Below are 14,349 nucleotides of genomic sequence, written 5' to 3' on the forward strand. Positions count from 1 at the left end.
GGCCTAGCCTGATCATCCAGTACGCAGTCCCTGCGGGGAAAGGTTTGACATGATCAAGTGGGCCATCATCTTCGCCATCATCGGCGTCATTGCGGGCGTGCTCGGCTTCGGTGGCATTGCCGGTGCCGCGGTCGGCATCGCCAAGTTCCTGTTCTGGGCCGGCATCATCATCGCCGTGGTGCTGTTCCTGCTCGGCATGACCGTAGCGAAGAAGGTCAGCTAGCGTTGATCGCGCAGCAGCGTGCTCAGTGTGCGCTGCTGCGCGAGAACAGATTGATCACCAGTACACCGGCGCAGATCAGGCCGATGCCGATCAACGCGGGTGCATCCAGGCGCTGCTTGAACACGACCAGCCCGATCAGCGAGATCAGCACGATGCCGACGCCGGACCAGATCGCGTAGGCGATGCCGGTCGGGATCGACTTCATGGTCATCGACAACAGGTAGAAGCACAGCCCGTAGCCGACCAGCGCGCCCAGCGTCGGCGCCAGCCGGCTCATGCCGTCGGATGCCTTCAGCAGTGATGTGGCAATCACTTCCAGCACGATGGCGGCAGCAAGGTAGAGGTAGGGATTCATTGCGCGCTCCAGCTCACTGCGGGTCGCACAGTTTCAGGGCCTGCTCGGCCATGGCCAATGCGTTGGCACGTTCCTCCTCGTCCAGCGGACGCCCATAGGCCGTGGCCCAGTAGCCATCGGCAGCGCAGCGCGCCGCGTACAGCCGGGGATCGTTGGCTTCGCCGGCGAATTCGGCCAGCATCGCACGCTTCCAGGTGCGCCAATGCGCGAGCAGGGCCGGTTCCATCAGGTTGCCGAGGGTCAGGCCGATGTCGTTGTCCTGCTCCTGCTGCAGCAGATGCTCGAAATTGGCCTGCACATAGGCGCGGCTGAAACGGCCATGGCCTTCGGGATTCTCCTGCAGCAGGGCGCGTACCCGCGTTTCGAACTCGCCGATGAGCGCTCCGACGGCTTCATCCACCAGTGCCTGCTTGCTGCTGAAATGATGGAACAACGCACCCTTGCTGACACCAGCGGCCTGCGCGACGTCCTGCACGGTCAGCGCGGCCAGGCCGTTACGGCCGATCACTTCAATGGTGGCCTGCAGCAGTGACTGGCGCACGCTGTCGGGCGCCTTGCGGCGCGAACGGGAGGGGGATGCGGACATGGCGGGAAGAAACCGACTGGACGGTACGATTGTAGCGCAGGCCCGCTGTGTTGCCGCGCGCTGCCGGCCTGGACCGGCAGCGGAACCGTCATGCGTCGACGCGGGCGAAACGTGGTTGCGGTCCGTGCTCGCCGGGCACCTGCTCGACGAACATGGCGTACGGGCGTACCCACAGGCCGCCTTCGCCATACAACGCGCGGTACAGCACCATCGGCTGCAGGGTCTCGCTGCTGCGGACGATGTCCAGCACTTCGTACTCGCCGCCCTTGAAGTGGCGGTAGCGGCCCGGGGCCAGGGGGGGGAGCGGACTCAGCTCAGCCATGGTGGGCGCGACTCACTTGCGCGCCGGGCTGGCCGGCTTTGCGCAATAGGCGTTGATGGCTTCGGCGGTGTTGGCCAGGCCCTGTGCCTGCGCCAGTTCCCACGGGCGTTCGCAACGCTGGCTGTGCTCGCACCACTGGTAGCCGGCCGAACCGATGCAGCCATGCGCATCGCGATCACCGCCGACCACCGGCGTGGCTGTCGCTTCGGCGTGCGTGGGTGCCTTGTCCGGGCTGGCGCAGGCGACCAGGACCAGTAGCGCGGGAATCAGAAGAAGGGATTTCATCGGCGGAGCTCCGTGCCTAAAGCAACAGTGTCGGCCGCAGGAAAAATGGCAGCAAGTGCTCAGTGCAGGGCGGCGCGGATCAGTTCCTCGATCAGCACCAGATAGCTGGCCACGAAGTAGAACTTCAGCAACGTCGAACGCTGCTGCGAGAAGAAGGTGCGCATGTGGAAGGGGCCCCTGTTGGTGACGGTAGTGTGAAGCTCTGTCAACTCCGTGACAAGGGTCACGAAAGGGATTCACTAAACGGCCTCAGGGATGTGAGGGCGGGGCGGTCTGACAGTCCGGCGCGGCATTTTCGTACAAATCTGATAGGCCATCCCGGAGGTGCTCGCTAGCCTGATGGTGTACCGGCACTCAGCGCCTTCCGCTGCCGACGTGCCTTCATTCCGCAGGAGTCTTCCAATGGTCATTACCGTTCAATGCAACGCCCGGCACTGGTCCGTACTGGATCCGCAGGCGCATGACGCCACCCGTTATGCACGGGGCGCCGAGGCTTTCGATGTCGCTGCGGCGCGGGCCCTGGAGCACCACCGCCGTACCGGCCAGCGCAGCACGGTACGGGTCGAGGCGCTCGGCAATTCGGTGGACGCACTCCACGTCGGAAGTTGACACCACCGGCTGAGGCGCAGTCAGCCACGGTTGAGTTGTTTGAATGGGGAAAAAACCGCCGTGGGGCGCCCCCCTGTGCGCCGCGCCACGAATCTCCGATGCTTGCGCCATCGTATTCATCCGGAGATCCCGATGGGCAAGGCACTCACCTGGCGCACCCTGGCCTGCACCCTGCTGCCAATGCTGGCGGCCGCGGGCGGCGCGCAGGCGCAGAGCTATGGTTACGGTTATGAAGATGATCGCTACGGCGGTCGTGATGGCAGCGGCATCGTACGCTGCGAATCGATCAAGAACCGCAGCAATGAATGTCGCCTGGAAGGCCGTGCCCGGATGATCCGCCAGTTGTCGGGCTCGCCGTGCGTGGAAGGCGAGACCTGGGGACAATCGCGCTACGGTGTCTGGGTTACCCAGGGCTGTCGTGCCGAGTTCGTTGGCGAGTACCGCCGCGGCGGTGGCTGGGGTGGTGGCCATGGCAACGGCTGGGGCAATGGTGGCAATGGCTGGGGTGGGGGTGAGGTGATCACCTGCCATTCCAACGGTCATCGCCAGGAGTACTGCGATGCGCGCATCCGTCGTGGTGTGCGCCTGGTCCGCCAGGATTCACGCAGCGCCTGCATCGAGGGCCAGACCTGGGGCTGGGACCGCCGTGGCATCTGGGTCAGCGACGGTTGCCGGGCGCAGTTCCAGGTGAATTGAGCACGCGCCTCGAAAATCAGAATAATCTGATACAGCTCACATTTTGAACGTCGTATCTTCTGCGATCAGGGCACCTCTGCGTGCCCCTGATCCGCCGCGATGAAGTCTGCCGTAACCGGCACGCCCGTCCCGCCACCGTCGATACGCTGCCTCAAGGAGTGAGCTGCATGTTGATCCGCCTGCAATGCGAGCAACGCCAATGGCGCGTGCTGCACCCGGACCGGCCGGAACCGATCGAGTTCCGCGATGGTGCCCGGGCCTACGATTTCGCTGAAACCCTTGCACGCCTCCACTTCGTCGACACCGGGCAGCGCGCTGCGGTGCGGGTGGAGGCCAGCGGCGCGTTCGTGGAAGCGGTCAGCTACGGCTGAGGGCTGGGGCTCCCTGATCTGTCCCCACGCATGGCGTGGATCGACCCCTGTTCCGCAGTGGATCCACGCCATGCGTGGATCCACTGGGTGGTGACCGGTCTCAGCCTGCCGCGCTGAGCGGCGGGGTCCCGGCAGCCAGCTGCGGCCAGCGCTTGAGTACGGCCGCGCGGATGCCTGCGGCGTCGATGCCGGCTTCGGCCAGCAGGTCCTCGCGGCTGGCGTGGTGCTGGTAGCTGTCGGGCAGGCCCAGGTGCAGGATCGGGCGCAGCACGCCTTCGGCATTGAGCAGCTCACCGACGCCGGAGCCGGCGCCACCGGCCACCACGTTGTCTTCGATCGTCACCAGCCCCTCGTGCTGGGCGGCGACAGCCAGCACCAGCTCGCGGTCCAGCGGCTTGATGAAGCGCATGTTGACCACGCTCAGGCCCAGTTCGCGGCCAACCTGTTCGGCGGCGGCCACGGTGCTGCCGAAGGCGAGCAGGGCGATACGACTGCCCTGCAGGCGCAACTCGCCCTTGCCGATCGGCAGGGTGGACAGGTCGGTGCCGGCAGCCACGCCGGTGCCGGTGCCGCGCGGATAGCGCACGGCGGCTGGGCCCGGGTGCTGCAGGCCGGTGCTGAGCATCTGCCGGCACTCGGCCTCATTGGATGGCGCCATCACCACCATGTTCGGAACGCAGCGCAGGAAGCTCAGGTCGAGGTTGCCGGCATGGGTCGCACCGTCCGGGCCGACCACACCGGCGCGGTCAATGGCGAACAGAACATCCAGGTCCTGGATGGCCACGTCATGTACCAGCTGGTCGTACGCGCGCTGCAGGAAGGTCGAATAGATCGCCACCACCGGCTTGCCCCCCTGGGTCGCCATGCCGGCGGCCAGCGTGACCGCGTGCTGTTCGGCAATCGCCACGTCGAAGTAGCGCTGCGGGTACTCCTTGCTGAAACGCACCAGGCCGGAGCCTTCGCGCATCGCCGGGGTGATGCCGTACAGGCGCGGCTCGGCGGCGGCGGCATCGCACAGCCAGTCGCTGAACACGTCGGTATAGGTGGGCTTCTTGGCGCCAGCCTTGGCCACCAGGCCCTTGTCCGGATCGAACGGACCCACCGCGTGGTAGCCGATCTGATCGCCTTCGGCCGGCTCGTAGCCCTTGCCCTTTGTCGTCATCACGTGCAGCAGCTTCGGGCCCTTGGAGGCGCGCAGCGTCTTCAGCGTGGACAGCAGGGCGGGCATGTCGTGGCCGTCGATCGGGCCGGTGTAGTGGAAACCCATTTCCTCGAACATCGTGGACGGCACGAACATGCCCTTCCAGTGTTCTTCCCAGCGCTTCACGAAGCGCGCCGGGTTGTTCTTCTTGTCGCCGAGGATCTTCTTGCCGCCTTCGCGCAGTGCATTGAGCGTGCGGCTGCCGGTAGCACGGCCGAGCATCTTGGTCAGGCCGCCGACCGCCTCGGAGATCGACATGTTGTTGTCGTTGAGGATCACCAGCAGATTCGGTTCCGGCTCCATGCCGCCGGCGTGCATCAGCGCTTCGAAGGCCATGCCGGCGGTCATCGCACCGTCACCGATCACCGCAACGACCTGGCGGTTGTCGCCTTCGGACTGGCGAGCGATGGCCATGCCGAGCGCGGCCGAGATCGAGGTCGACGAATGGCCGACGCCGAAGGTGTCGTACTCGCTCTCTTCACGCTTCGGGAACGGTGCCACGCCGTACTTCTGCTTGACGGTGTGGATCTCGTCGCGGCGACCGGTCAGGATCTTGTGTGGGTAGGTCTGGTGACCGACGTCCCAGACCAGCTGGTCCTGCGGGGTCTGGTACAGGTAGTGCAGGGCCACGGTGAGTTCGATCACGCCCAGACCGGCGGCGAAGTGGCCGCCGCTCTTGCCCACCGACTCGATGAGGTAGGCACGCAGTTCGTCGGCGACCGCCCTCAATTCGGATTCGTCGAACGTGCGCAGGTCATCCGGTGTCTGGATGCGCGCGAGGCGGGGATAGCGGGCAGAGTCGATCATCATGTTCGCACTTGTTCTGAACGCCCATTTTCGCCCTCAAACGGGGGTGGGGCAAGCAAACGCCGCCGCCCGTGACAGGACGGTGAGGGTTGCATTTTCGGCGATTCAGGTGCTCAGTTTTGAGCGCTTCGGCAATTGCGCCTTCAGGAAGGCCATCTGGTCGGCCAGGATGTTGCGGTTGGACAGGATCAGATGCTCGATCCAGCTGGGCCGGTAGGGCACCGCCAGCAGTGGCATTCCGGCCTGCTGCGGGGTGCGGTCGCTCTTGCGCGAGTTGCAGTGGAAGCAGGCGGTGACCACGTTTTCCCAGCAGTCCAGGCCGCCCTTGGACAGCGGCATGACGTGGTCGCGGGTGAGGGTGGGGCGGTTGAACTGCTGGCCGCAGTACATGCACAGGTGGGCGTCGCGGGCGAACAGGGCCGGGTTGGTCAGGTTCGGCGTCGGGTCGATCGCGCGGGAGCGGGCGTGGCCGCGGGCGGCGATGATCGGGTGCAGGTCCATGCCGCTTTGCAGGCCGCTGAAGCGGTTTGTGCCGCCGTGGATGTGCAGGCAGGGATCGCCGAGTGTCCAGGCGACGGCTTCGCGGGCGTAGAGGCACGCCGCATCCTGCCAGGTGATCCAGTCCAGTACGCGTCCGTGGGCATCAAGCGAGAGCAGCCGGACCGAACCGGGGCGATGCAGCGTCGTGGCGTTGGGCGATGCTTCGGCGCCCGGAGCAGAAAACGGAGCTCCGGCTTCGATCAGACCCAAGCGTGTAGTGTCTGTCTCCATCGGGAGAACAGCTTATACCTGAATCATTGCGATTTGGGTATCGCCCTGTGGGCGAAACCCAAATCGCAAGATTCAGGTCCGCGCATTCCGCATCCCAGCCCGCCGATGGCGGGTTGGGATGCCCACGCATTCCTCCTATCCCCTGCGCCGTCGGCGCGCCCCCCTTAACAAAGGGGGGCTTTTCTCCAGATGGATTTCGGTGGTTTTCATCCACGCATGACGTGGATCTACGCAGATCGCGGGGAACTGTCAGAGGCGGGGAGGTGTGGGTTGGCAGGACCGTTGGCGCCATGGGCCCGAGGCATGCCTCGGGCGGGTTGGGCAGGACGCCCCAACCCCGGTCTTGCCGTGTGCGCAGGACAGCGCACACGAGCAAGGCGCCATCGAGCCCCCAAGGGTGAGGGTGCTTTGCTTGCGAAGCACTGCTTCGCAAGCGCCCGAACGCACAGCCGCCAGCGGCTGGGCCGGACCGCGGAGCGGGGTTTACGGCGTGTCCTGCCAGCCCACACCGCCCCGCCATCCACCGGGATCCAGCTGTTGCTTTTGCGGTTGCCGGCCAGCGGCCGGCACTACCGCGGCAGCCCGGCTCAGGCGCCGAAGCGCTCGTCGTCCATCGCCATCAGCGGGGCGGCGCCGGCCTGGATGGCGGCGGCATGGCTGAGCGTGCGCGGCAGCACGCGGGCGAAGTAGAACCGCGCGGTCTCGCGCTTGCTCTGGGCGAAGGCGGCGCCGTGCGCGCTGGCATCGGCGGCGGCCACGCTGCGGGCCCACCAGTAGGCCAGAACCACGTACCCCGAATAGAACAGGTAGTCGTAGCTGGCCGCACCCAGTTCGTCCGGGTTGGCGGCCGCGCGCTGCAGCACGTCCAGGGTCAGCTTGCCCCATTCGGTGGCCTTTGCGCGCAGCGGGCCGATGAACTCGGCCAGCGCTTCGTTGCCCTCGTGTTCCTTGGCGAAGGCTTCGATCTCGGCCAGCATCAGCTTCAGGCCGGCGCCCTGGCTGGACGCGGTCTTGCGGCCGATCAGGTCCAGTGCCTGGATGCCGGTGGTGCCTTCATAGAGCGTGGTGATGCGGGCGTCGCGCGCCAGCTGCTCCATGCCGTGCTCGCGGATGTAGCCGTGGCCACCGAAGCACTGCAGGGCGTTGTAGGTGTTCTCGATACCCCACTCGGTCTGGCAGGCCTTGGAGATCGGGGTGAGGAAGCTCACCAGGGTGTCGGCGCGCTCGCGCTCGGCGGCATCCTCGGCATGGTGGGCGACATCGATCAGGGTGGCAGCGTGCAGGGCCAGCAGGCGGCTGCCTTCGACCAGTGACTTCACGGTCAGCAGCATGCGGCGCACGTCCGGATGCACCAGGATCGGGTCGGCCGGCTTGTCCGGGAACCTGGCGCCGCTGAGGGCGCGCGACTGCAGGCGCTCACGGCTGTACTTCAGCGCGTTCTGGTAGGCGCGCTCGGACAGGCCAATGCCCTGCAGGCCCACACCCAGACGCGCGGTGTTCATCATGGTGAACATCGCCTGCAGGCCCTTGTGCGGCTGGCCGACCAGGTAACCCTGCGCACCATCGAAGTTCATCACGCAGGTGACCGAACCCTTGATGCCCATCTTGTGCTCGATCGAGCCGCAGCGCAGTGCATTGCGCTCGCCGACGTTGCCATCGCGGTCAACCTTGAACTTGGGGGTGACGAACAGCGAGATGCCCTTGGCGCCCGGAGGGGCGTCAGGCAGCTTGGCCAGCACCAGGTGCACGATGTTGCCGGTCAGGTCGTGCTCGCCGGCGGTGATGAAGATCTTGGTGCCGGTGATCGCGTAGCTGCCATCGGCATTCGGCTCGGCCTTGGTCTTGAGCAGGCCCAGGTCGGTGCCGCAGTGCGGCTCGGTCAGGCACATCGTGCCGGTCCAGCGGCCTTCGATCAGCGGCTTAAGGAAGGCTTCGTGCTGCCAGGCTTCGCCGTGTTGCTTCAGCGCTTCGATGGCGCCGTGCGAGAGCAGCGGGAAGTTGCCCCACGCCAGGTTGGCGGCGTTGATCATTTCGTTGAGCGGCACGCCCAGGGTGTGCGGCAGGCCCTGGCCGCCCAGCTCCGGCGAGGCGGTCAGGCCGGTCCAGCCGCCATCGACGAACTGGTCGTAGGCCTGCTTGAAGCCGGGCGGGGTGGTCACTTCACCGGTGGCCTGGTCGAGCACGCAGCCGATCTCGTCGCCGACGCTGTTGAGCGGGGCCAGCACGGTGGCGCTGAAGCGGCCGGCTTCTTCCAGCACGGCATCGACCACGTCGGCGGTGGCGTCGGTGAAGCCCAGGCGGGCGAACAGGGGCTCGACCTTGAGCACGTCGTGCAGGGCGAAACGGAGGTCGGAAAGCGGGGCGGTGTAGCTGCTCATCGGTACGTCTCGATTTGATCAGGGACAGGGGGAGCGGCGCCGGGCGCCGCGGCGGAAAGCGGGAGTCAGCGCAGCACGCCCGGCAGGCCCGGGGCCTGGTTGAGGGTGCTGCGGCTGCTGATGTCGAAGCTGCGCTGCTTCTTTTCCTGCGGCGTGGCCGCCACCGTTCCCTTCAGGCCGTAAGCCAGGGTGCGGTTGCTGGCCAATGCGTCGGCCACCACCAGGCGTGCGGCCGAGCTGGGCACCAGGTCGACATTGATGACATCGGCCGAGGTGCCGCCGATGGAGATGCCCGGCTTGGCCTGCAGGGTGCCGGCGTCGCTGTCGCCCACGGTCAGCGCCAGCGCGACGTCATCGAAGGTCATGGGCATGGAGCTGTAGTTCTGCAGGCGCAGGGCCACGGTCCAGTTGCCGTCGGCGCGCACGGTCAGCTGCTGCAGGCTGGCTGCCGGTTCCGAAACACGCTTGACGATGCCGTTGTTGCAGGCAACAAGGGCGAGGGTGCACAGGACGATCAAGGCGATACGGAAGCGGTGGAGCATGGGCGCAGGTCCTCTGGAGGGGTGCGTTGGATAAGCATACTACGGCGTATGGTCGTTTGGATCGCCTGTGGCGACCCGTCGCAGAGGGTAGCGCGTGAAGATGGCGGCCGGGCGTCCGCAGCGCCGGATGGCGCACGCGTGGTGCGCTGGATGCCGGGCGGTTCAGTCGGCGGGTGTATCGCGAATCGGGGCCATCAGGCGCAGCGGGCCGAGGTCGTACCCCATCGTCTCGGCCTTGGCTTTCAGCTGTTCGAACCGGGCGCGATCCATTTCCGGCAGGCGCGAGAGAATCCACAGGTACTTGCGGTCCGGTTCACCGACCAACGCCCACTGATAGTCCGGGTCCAGGGCCAGGACCCAGTAGTCGGCCCAGACCAGTGGCACCCAGCTCAGCCAGTCCGGCACGAAGCGCACCTGCAGCTGGCCGGGATGGCCGGCAACCGGGCGTGCTACCCCTTCAGCAACCACACGTTTCCCGTCGCCGTTGCGGCAGGCATTGGTGACACTGATGCGGCCATCGCGGCGCAGCCCGTAGTTGGCGGTGATTTCGCCGACGCACTGCTTCTGGAATGACACCGGAAGATGCGCGATCTCGTGCCACTGGCCGGCATAGCGATCGATGTCCAGCGTGTCGACCGCGCGCACCGGCTCGGCGGCGATCACCGGCAGGGCGGCCAGCAGCAGGCAGGCGAGCAGGGCGGGGCGCAGATGCATCGACAGGCTCCAGGCAGGAGTCTGGAGCGTAGGTGCCGCGGCGCGCGGCGGTGTAAATGTTTCGTCAACCGGACGGCGGTGGGCTGGCATGTATCGAGGCCAGGAGGGGGATCGCAGATCGCAGACAAAAAAAGACCTGCATTTCTGCAGGTCTCTGAAGATGGTGGCCGAAGACGGAATCGAACCGCCGACACGGGGATTTTCAATCCCCTGCTCTACCAACTGAGCTACTCGGCCAAATTGTGTGGCAACCGTCATCAAACCCGGTTTCCGGAAAAAAAAGACCCGCATTTCTGCAGGCCTTCGAAAGTGGTGGCCGAAGACGGAATCGAACCGCCGACACGGGGATTTTCAATCCCCTGCTCTACCAACTGAGCTACTCGGCCACATGTTTCGTTGCAGCGAGGTCGCTGCCAAGGACGCGTATATTACGGAGGTCGGCTGCCTTCGGCAAGCGTTTTGCCAAGATTTCTTCACATTGCCGTCTGCGCGCTCGCAAGTGCTTGATCCTCCGTCTTGGGGCGGGGCGTGGTCAGTCGATCATCGTCTGCGGTGGAAATCAGCAGATCGCCGCGATCGACAAAGCTGCAAGGGCAAGGGCTGCGCCGGCCCCGTGCCGCGCCGGTCCATGGAACGCTGTTTTCGTGGCCGCCATCGGGGATGGCTGCGGCGTAGTGTCGGCACTCCTTTCCTGATGCTGGCAACAGCAGAGACCTGGCCATGTCCGATTCCTCGACCACCTCCCGCATCGTGCTTGCGTCGCGTCCGCAGGGGGCGCCAAGTGCAGCCAATTTCCGCCTGGAACAAGTTGCGTTGCCGTCATTGGCCGCTGGCGAGGTGCTGCTGCGCAACCGCTACCTGTCGCTGGACCCGTACATGCGGGGACGCATGGACGAGGGCCCGTCGTACGCCGCGCCGGTGGCGGTGGGCGCGGTGATGGAAGGGCAGACCGTGGCCGAGGTGTTGCAGTCGAACGCCGAGGGCGTAGCCACAGGTGAGCTGGTGCTGGCACCGGGTGGCTGGCAGACCCACGCGGTGCTGCCGGCCAAGGCACTGGGGCGCCGGCTGGATCCGGCCGGGCTGCCGCTGAGTACGGCGCTGGGGGTATATGGCATGCCCGGCTTCACCGCCTATTCCAGCCTGCATGAAATCGCCCGTTTGAAGGCGGGCGAGACATTGGTGGTGGCTGCCGCGACCGGGCCGGTGGGTGCGACCGTGGCGCAGCTGGCCAAGCTGCAGGGCGCGCGCGTGGTCGCCATCGCCGGTGGCGAAGCCAAGCGCGCTTACCTGCAGACGTTGGGGGTGGACGTGGCGCTGGATCATCGCGCCGCTGATTTCGCCGCGCAGCTGCGCGCAGCGGTTCCTGCGGGTATCGACGTGTATTTCGAGAACGTGGGCGGGCACGTGCTGGATGCAGTGCTGCCGCTGCTCAACGACTTCGCCCGCGTTCCGGTGTGCGGCACCATCGCCACCTACAACGAGCGCGGCGTCGAGCAGCCCGGTCCGGACCGGTTGCCCGCACTGTTCAGCCAGATTCTGCGCCAGCGCCTGACCGTGCGCGGTTTCATCGTGCACGACTTCAACCACCTGTGGCCGGACTTCGAACGCGAGATGCCGCAGTGGCTGCGCGAAGGCCGCATCCAATACCGCGAGGATGTGGTGGAAGGGCTGGAGAATGCGCCGGAGGCGTTCTTCGGGCTGCTGAAGGGGCACAACTTCGGCAAGCTGGTGGTGAAGCTGGATTGAGGGCTTGGCGGTGTGCCGACCAAGGTCGGCACCTACCGGAAGCTGGGCGTGCCGACCAAGGTCGGCACCCACGTCAGGCAGTCGAGGCCTTTTCCCGGCGCAGCAGTTCGCGCTTGCGCGCTACACCCCACGCATAGCCGGACAGGTCCCCATCGCGACGTACGACGCGGTGGCAGGGAACTGCCACCGCCAGCGGGTTGCTTGCGCATGCACGTGCTACGGCACGGCTCGAGCGGGGCGCGCCGATGCGTGCGGCGACATCCGCATACGACGCGGTCTGCCCGCGCGGAATCTGCTGCAGCGCCTGCCATACCCGTTGCTGGAACGCGGTGCCGCGGATGTCCAGCGGCAGCGCGGCGCCCCGCGTGGGATCCTCGACCAGGCCCACCACCTGTGCCACCAGTTGTTCATAGCCCTGGTCGGCGCCGACCAGTTCGGCCTGGCGGAAGCGTTGCTGCAATGACTGCAGCAGCGTCTCCGGATCGTCGCCGAGCAGGATCGCGACCACGCCGGTGGCACTGCTGGCCACCAGCACGCTGCCCAGTGAACTTTCGGCAAGCGCGAAATGGATGACTTCGCCGCGACCACCTGCGCGCCATTGCTTGGGAGTCATGCCCAGCAACTTCGGTGCGTTCTCGTAGAAGCGTCCGCTGGAGCCGAAGCCGGCATCGTGGAAAGCGTCGGTGATGCGTTCCTGTTGTTCCAGCCCGGTGCGCAGGCGGTCGGCGCGCAGCGCGGCAGCGTACTGCTTCGGGGTCAACCCGGTTGCTTCCTTGAAAAGGCGATGCAGGCGGGTTGGGCTGCAACCCGCGATCCCGGCCAGTTCCTGCAGCGAGGGTTCGTCGTGGCTGGCTTGAAGGTGGCGGCAGACCCGTTCGACGCGGGCATCGAGGGCGGTGGTGGCGGTACTGTCCATGGCCGGATTCTGGCACGCGCCGGTGCTGCGGAAACTCCGTTTCCTGCACCGATGGGCCAGGCCCGGAAACGGAGTGTTGGCAGGGGAGAGGCGCGGCATCGTGGCGGCCACTTCACAACCGGTACCACGACCATGCGCCTGAACAACAAGATCGCTCTCATCACCGGTGCCAGCGCCGGCATCGGCCGCGCCAGCGCCCTGCGCTTCGCTGCCGAAGGGGCAAAGCTGGTGCTCAACGCACGGCGGCCGGAGCCGCTGCAGGCGCTGGCCGAGCAGATTCGCGCCGCCGGTGGCGAAGCCGTGGTACATGCCGCCGACGTGGCCGACCCGGGTACGGCGCAGGCGCTGGTCGACCTGGCCCAGCAGTCATTCGGCGGCCTGGATATCGCCCTCAACAATGCCGGCATGCTTGGCCCGGGCGTGCCGGCGGCGGAGTTCCCGGTGGACGCCTGGCGCGAAGTGATGGCGACCAATCTGGATGCCGCCTTCCATGCGGCACGCGCGCAGTTGCCGGCACTGCTGGCGCGCGGCGGCGGCTCGCTGGTGTTCGTCGGTACCTTCGTCGGCCACACCGTGGGATTCCCGGGCATGGCGGCCTATGCGTCGAGCAAGGCCGGGTTGATCGGCCTGAGCCAGGTGATCGCTGCCGAATACGGCGCGCGCGGCGTGCGCAGCAACGTGCTGCTGCCCGGTGGCACCGATACCGAGATGGGGCGGCAGGCCGCACCCACCGGCGATGCCCGCGACTTCGTGCGCTCGCTGCACGCACTGAAGCGCATGGCCGAGCCGGAGGAGATCGCCAACGCGGCGCTGTTCCTGGCCAGCGATGAAAGCAGTTTCGTTACCGGAACCGCGATGCGTGTGGAAGGTGGGGTGTCGATCACACGTACCTGAGCGGGGTCAGGAGCGTGGCGCGTAGCGGATACCGCTGCTGGCCATGAAGCCTTTCGGATCGAAACGGGCCCAGGCTTCGCCCCAGCCGAACCGGGCGTGGCCGCCGGCCAGCTTGCGACCCAGCGCCGCACCCAGGGTGCGGCGCATGAAGGCGACTTCGGCATCGATCGCGGCCTGGGTCGGCCAGCCGTCTTCCAACGTTGCACCGGGTAGATCGACGCCCATTGTCACCATGTCGAGCTGTTGCCCGTGGAAGCACAGGCTGATGCCAGCGGGCGCACCGCCGAGACTGAGCTGGTGCAGGCTGAGCCAGTGATAGCCGGTGCCGACATCGCGCTCTCCTCGCATCAGCGTGGCAAAGTCGATGCGCGCCTCCTCCAGTGACAGGGTGGGGCAGATCAACGTCGGCAGGTTGCCGAGCTGGATGCTGCCCTTGGTCGCATCGAGGAGCATCGGCAACGCGTGGGCTGCGTGCTGGGCAGAAGAGGGCATGGCATACCGGTGGGCGTGGTGCCCCGGATTCTGGCTGCGCGGGGCCGTGGCGGCAAGCCAGTGCCTGCACATGACGTTGGCGCAGGACTGACCTGCGGCTTACCCGGCAACCTCTAGCGTGGTGGGCAACGTGGGCCCGCCGCCGGCGTGGGAGATTTCAATGAACGAGCGAGGCAAGGATCAGGACCCGAAGCAGGGCATCCAGGAAAGCCGCCAGGACAGGAAGCAGGACGATGTGGCCAAGCAGCGGCCGGGGCAGCGCGATCAACAGGTGCGCGATAGGCACTCGCGCAGTCCACATCGCAAGGATGGCGGTGAGGAGCCGGCCTGAGCCCCGGGTGCTGAAAAGAAAAAACCCGCAGATCGCGGAGATCTACGGGTTCTTCTGAATAGTGGTGGAGCCAAGGGGAATCCCGCTATGCGGCGAATCCATTGTGGCGC

Annotated in this window: 18 protein-coding genes and 2 tRNA genes; 7 read left to right on the forward strand and 13 right to left on the reverse strand. The window is 66.5% G+C overall.

The genetic code is table 11. The features are described 5' to 3' along the window. Window positions 1-49: 49 nt before the first annotated feature. Entirely contained in the window at window positions 50-223 is a 174-nt protein-coding gene (locus tag RI032_RS15145; RefSeq protein ID WP_006380555.1) for a DUF1328 domain-containing protein, read from the forward strand. Between the two features lie 22 nt (window positions 224-245). Here the strand turns inward: RI032_RS15145 and RI032_RS15150 are convergent, their stop codons facing one another. The 4 genes from RI032_RS15150 to RI032_RS15165 all read right to left on the reverse strand — a co-directional run bounded on the left by RI032_RS15150 (window position 246) and on the right by RI032_RS15165 (window position 1,771). Continuing rightward, window positions 246-578 (reverse strand): SMR family transporter, encoded by a 333-nt coding sequence (locus RI032_RS15150; RefSeq protein ID WP_005410423.1) that lies wholly within the window; start codon window positions 576-578, stop codon window positions 246-248. 13 nt (window positions 579-591) lie between these two features. Then, the gene (locus RI032_RS15155) at window positions 592-1,164 is read right to left on the reverse strand and encodes a TetR/AcrR family transcriptional regulator (protein WP_043401897.1); all 573 of its coding nucleotides are present in this window, start codon (window positions 1,162-1,164) and stop codon (window positions 592-594) included. Between the two features lie 88 nt (window positions 1,165-1,252). After that, entirely contained in the window at window positions 1,253-1,486 is a 234-nt protein-coding gene (locus RI032_RS15160) for a DUF1653 domain-containing protein (protein ID WP_197599694.1), read from the reverse strand. 12 nt (window positions 1,487-1,498) lie between these two features. After that, window positions 1,499-1,771: a hypothetical protein gene (locus RI032_RS15165; RefSeq protein ID WP_019336879.1), complete on the reverse strand. Its 273-nt coding sequence runs from the start codon at window positions 1,769-1,771 to the stop codon at window positions 1,499-1,501. A 402-nt stretch (window positions 1,772-2,173) separates the two neighbouring features. On the opposite strand from RI032_RS15165, the gene RI032_RS15170 reads away from it, so the two are divergent. The 3 genes from RI032_RS15170 (at window position 2,174) to RI032_RS15180 (ending at window position 3,447) form a co-directional block, all read left to right on the forward strand. Continuing rightward, entirely contained in the window at window positions 2,174-2,380 is a 207-nt protein-coding gene (locus tag RI032_RS15170; protein ID WP_010486505.1) for a hypothetical protein, read from the forward strand. 132 nt (window positions 2,381-2,512) lie between these two features. Continuing rightward, window positions 2,513-3,076: a DUF3011 domain-containing protein gene (locus RI032_RS15175; protein ID WP_322547211.1), complete on the forward strand. Its 564-nt coding sequence runs from the start codon at window positions 2,513-2,515 to the stop codon at window positions 3,074-3,076. Window positions 3,077-3,243: 167 nt separating this feature from the next. Beyond that, entirely contained in the window at window positions 3,244-3,447 is a 204-nt protein-coding gene (locus tag RI032_RS15180; RefSeq protein WP_005417823.1) for a hypothetical protein, read from the forward strand. 100 nt (window positions 3,448-3,547) lie between these two features. Here the strand turns inward: RI032_RS15180 and dxs are convergent, their stop codons facing one another. From dxs to RI032_RS15215, 7 genes are all read right to left on the reverse strand, one after another. Then, the gene (gene dxs / locus RI032_RS15185; protein WP_322547212.1) at window positions 3,548-5,455 is read right to left on the reverse strand and encodes a 1-deoxy-D-xylulose-5-phosphate synthase; all 1,908 of its coding nucleotides are present in this window, start codon (window positions 5,453-5,455) and stop codon (window positions 3,548-3,550) included. A gap of 105 nt (window positions 5,456-5,560) precedes the next feature. Continuing rightward, entirely contained in the window at window positions 5,561-6,226 is a 666-nt protein-coding gene (locus tag RI032_RS15190; RefSeq protein WP_019336875.1) for an HNH endonuclease, read from the reverse strand. A gap of 587 nt (window positions 6,227-6,813) precedes the next feature. Beyond that, on the reverse strand, window positions 6,814-8,604 hold the full coding sequence (locus tag RI032_RS15195; protein ID WP_109815166.1) for an acyl-CoA dehydrogenase C-terminal domain-containing protein: 1,791 nt from the start codon (window positions 8,602-8,604) through the stop codon (window positions 6,814-6,816). A gap of 65 nt (window positions 8,605-8,669) precedes the next feature. Then, complete coding sequence (locus RI032_RS15200; protein WP_010486516.1) at window positions 8,670-9,146, reverse strand: LEA/WHy family protein; 477 nt, start codon at window positions 9,144-9,146, stop codon at window positions 8,670-8,672. 162 nt (window positions 9,147-9,308) lie between these two features. Continuing rightward, window positions 9,309-9,860: a lipocalin family protein gene (locus tag RI032_RS15205; protein WP_322547213.1), complete on the reverse strand. Its 552-nt coding sequence runs from the start codon at window positions 9,858-9,860 to the stop codon at window positions 9,309-9,311. Between the two features lie 161 nt (window positions 9,861-10,021). Then, window positions 10,022-10,097 (reverse strand) — tRNA-Phe (locus RI032_RS15210). Window positions 10,098-10,170: 73 nt separating this feature from the next. Continuing rightward, window positions 10,171-10,246: transfer RNA gene (locus RI032_RS15215), tRNA-Phe, on the reverse strand. Between the two features lie 334 nt (window positions 10,247-10,580). Between RI032_RS15215 and RI032_RS15220 the strand changes: the two genes are divergently transcribed. Next, window positions 10,581-11,606 carry an NADP-dependent oxidoreductase gene (locus tag RI032_RS15220; RefSeq protein WP_313510822.1) on the forward strand — a complete coding sequence of 342 codons (1,026 nt, stop codon included), beginning with the start codon at window positions 10,581-10,583 and terminating at the stop codon, window positions 11,604-11,606. A gap of 73 nt (window positions 11,607-11,679) precedes the next feature. On the opposite strand, the gene RI032_RS15225 is transcribed toward RI032_RS15220, so the two are convergent. Then, on the reverse strand, window positions 11,680-12,522 hold the full coding sequence (locus RI032_RS15225) for a bifunctional transcriptional activator/DNA repair enzyme AdaA (RefSeq protein ID WP_322547214.1): 843 nt from the start codon (window positions 12,520-12,522) through the stop codon (window positions 11,680-11,682). Window positions 12,523-12,654: 132 nt separating this feature from the next. On the opposite strand from RI032_RS15225, the gene RI032_RS15230 reads away from it, so the two are divergent. After that, complete coding sequence (locus RI032_RS15230; protein WP_043400854.1) at window positions 12,655-13,416, forward strand: SDR family oxidoreductase; 762 nt, start codon at window positions 12,655-12,657, stop codon at window positions 13,414-13,416. 6 nt (window positions 13,417-13,422) lie between these two features. On the opposite strand, the gene RI032_RS15235 is transcribed toward RI032_RS15230, so the two are convergent. Then, window positions 13,423-13,908, reverse strand: coding sequence for a hypothetical protein (locus RI032_RS15235; RefSeq protein ID WP_049455706.1), 486 nt, complete (start codon window positions 13,906-13,908; stop codon window positions 13,423-13,425). A gap of 160 nt (window positions 13,909-14,068) precedes the next feature. Here RI032_RS15235 and RI032_RS15240 point away from each other — a divergent pair, with 160 nt between their 5' ends. Next, on the forward strand, window positions 14,069-14,239 hold the full coding sequence (locus RI032_RS15240) for a hypothetical protein (protein ID WP_181390032.1): 171 nt from the start codon (window positions 14,069-14,071) through the stop codon (window positions 14,237-14,239). The last annotated feature ends 110 nt before the right edge of the window (window positions 14,240-14,349 follow it).

It is taken from the genome of Stenotrophomonas geniculata, assembly GCF_034508895.1.
GTDB lineage: Bacteria > Pseudomonadota > Gammaproteobacteria > Xanthomonadales > Xanthomonadaceae > Stenotrophomonas > Stenotrophomonas geniculata.

Coding starts and splice junctions, on each gene's coding strand:
- RI032_RS15170 (WP_010486505.1), top strand. CDS start 2,174: ATGGTCATTACCGTTCAATGCAACGCCCGGCACTGGTCCGTACTGGAT.
- RI032_RS15150 (WP_005410423.1), bottom strand. CDS start 578: ATGAATCCCTACCTCTACCTTGCTGCCGCCATCGTGCTGGAAGTGATT.
- RI032_RS15155 (WP_043401897.1), bottom strand. CDS start 1,164: ATGTCCGCATCCCCCTCCCGTTCGCGCCGCAAGGCGCCCGACAGCGTG.
- RI032_RS15205 (WP_322547213.1), bottom strand. CDS start 9,860: ATGCATCTGCGCCCCGCCCTGCTCGCCTGCCTGCTGCTGGCCGCCCTG.
- RI032_RS15180 (WP_005417823.1), top strand. CDS start 3,244: ATGTTGATCCGCCTGCAATGCGAGCAACGCCAATGGCGCGTGCTGCAC.
- RI032_RS15220 (WP_313510822.1), top strand. CDS start 10,581: ATGTCCGATTCCTCGACCACCTCCCGCATCGTGCTTGCGTCGCGTCCG.
- RI032_RS15235 (WP_049455706.1), bottom strand. CDS start 13,908: ATGCCCTCTTCTGCCCAGCACGCAGCCCACGCGTTGCCGATGCTCCTC.
- RI032_RS15240 (WP_181390032.1), top strand. CDS start 14,069: ATGAACGAGCGAGGCAAGGATCAGGACCCGAAGCAGGGCATCCAGGAA.
- RI032_RS15225 (WP_322547214.1), bottom strand. CDS start 12,522: ATGGACAGTACCGCCACCACCGCCCTCGATGCCCGCGTCGAACGGGTC.
- RI032_RS15200 (WP_010486516.1), bottom strand. CDS start 9,146: ATGCTCCACCGCTTCCGTATCGCCTTGATCGTCCTGTGCACCCTCGCC.
- dxs (WP_322547212.1), bottom strand. CDS start 5,455: ATGATCGACTCTGCCCGCTATCCCCGCCTCGCGCGCATCCAGACACCG.
- RI032_RS15190 (WP_019336875.1), bottom strand. CDS start 6,226: ATGGAGACAGACACTACACGCTTGGGTCTGATCGAAGCCGGAGCTCCG.
- RI032_RS15160 (WP_197599694.1), bottom strand. CDS start 1,486: ATGGCTGAGCTGAGTCCGCTCCCCCCCCTGGCCCCGGGCCGCTACCGC.
- RI032_RS15195 (WP_109815166.1), bottom strand. CDS start 8,604: ATGAGCAGCTACACCGCCCCGCTTTCCGACCTCCGTTTCGCCCTGCAC.
- RI032_RS15165 (WP_019336879.1), bottom strand. CDS start 1,771: ATGAAATCCCTTCTTCTGATTCCCGCGCTACTGGTCCTGGTCGCCTGC.
- RI032_RS15175 (WP_322547211.1), top strand. CDS start 2,513: ATGGGCAAGGCACTCACCTGGCGCACCCTGGCCTGCACCCTGCTGCCA.
- RI032_RS15230 (WP_043400854.1), top strand. CDS start 12,655: ATGCGCCTGAACAACAAGATCGCTCTCATCACCGGTGCCAGCGCCGGC.
- RI032_RS15145 (WP_006380555.1), top strand. CDS start 50: ATGATCAAGTGGGCCATCATCTTCGCCATCATCGGCGTCATTGCGGGC.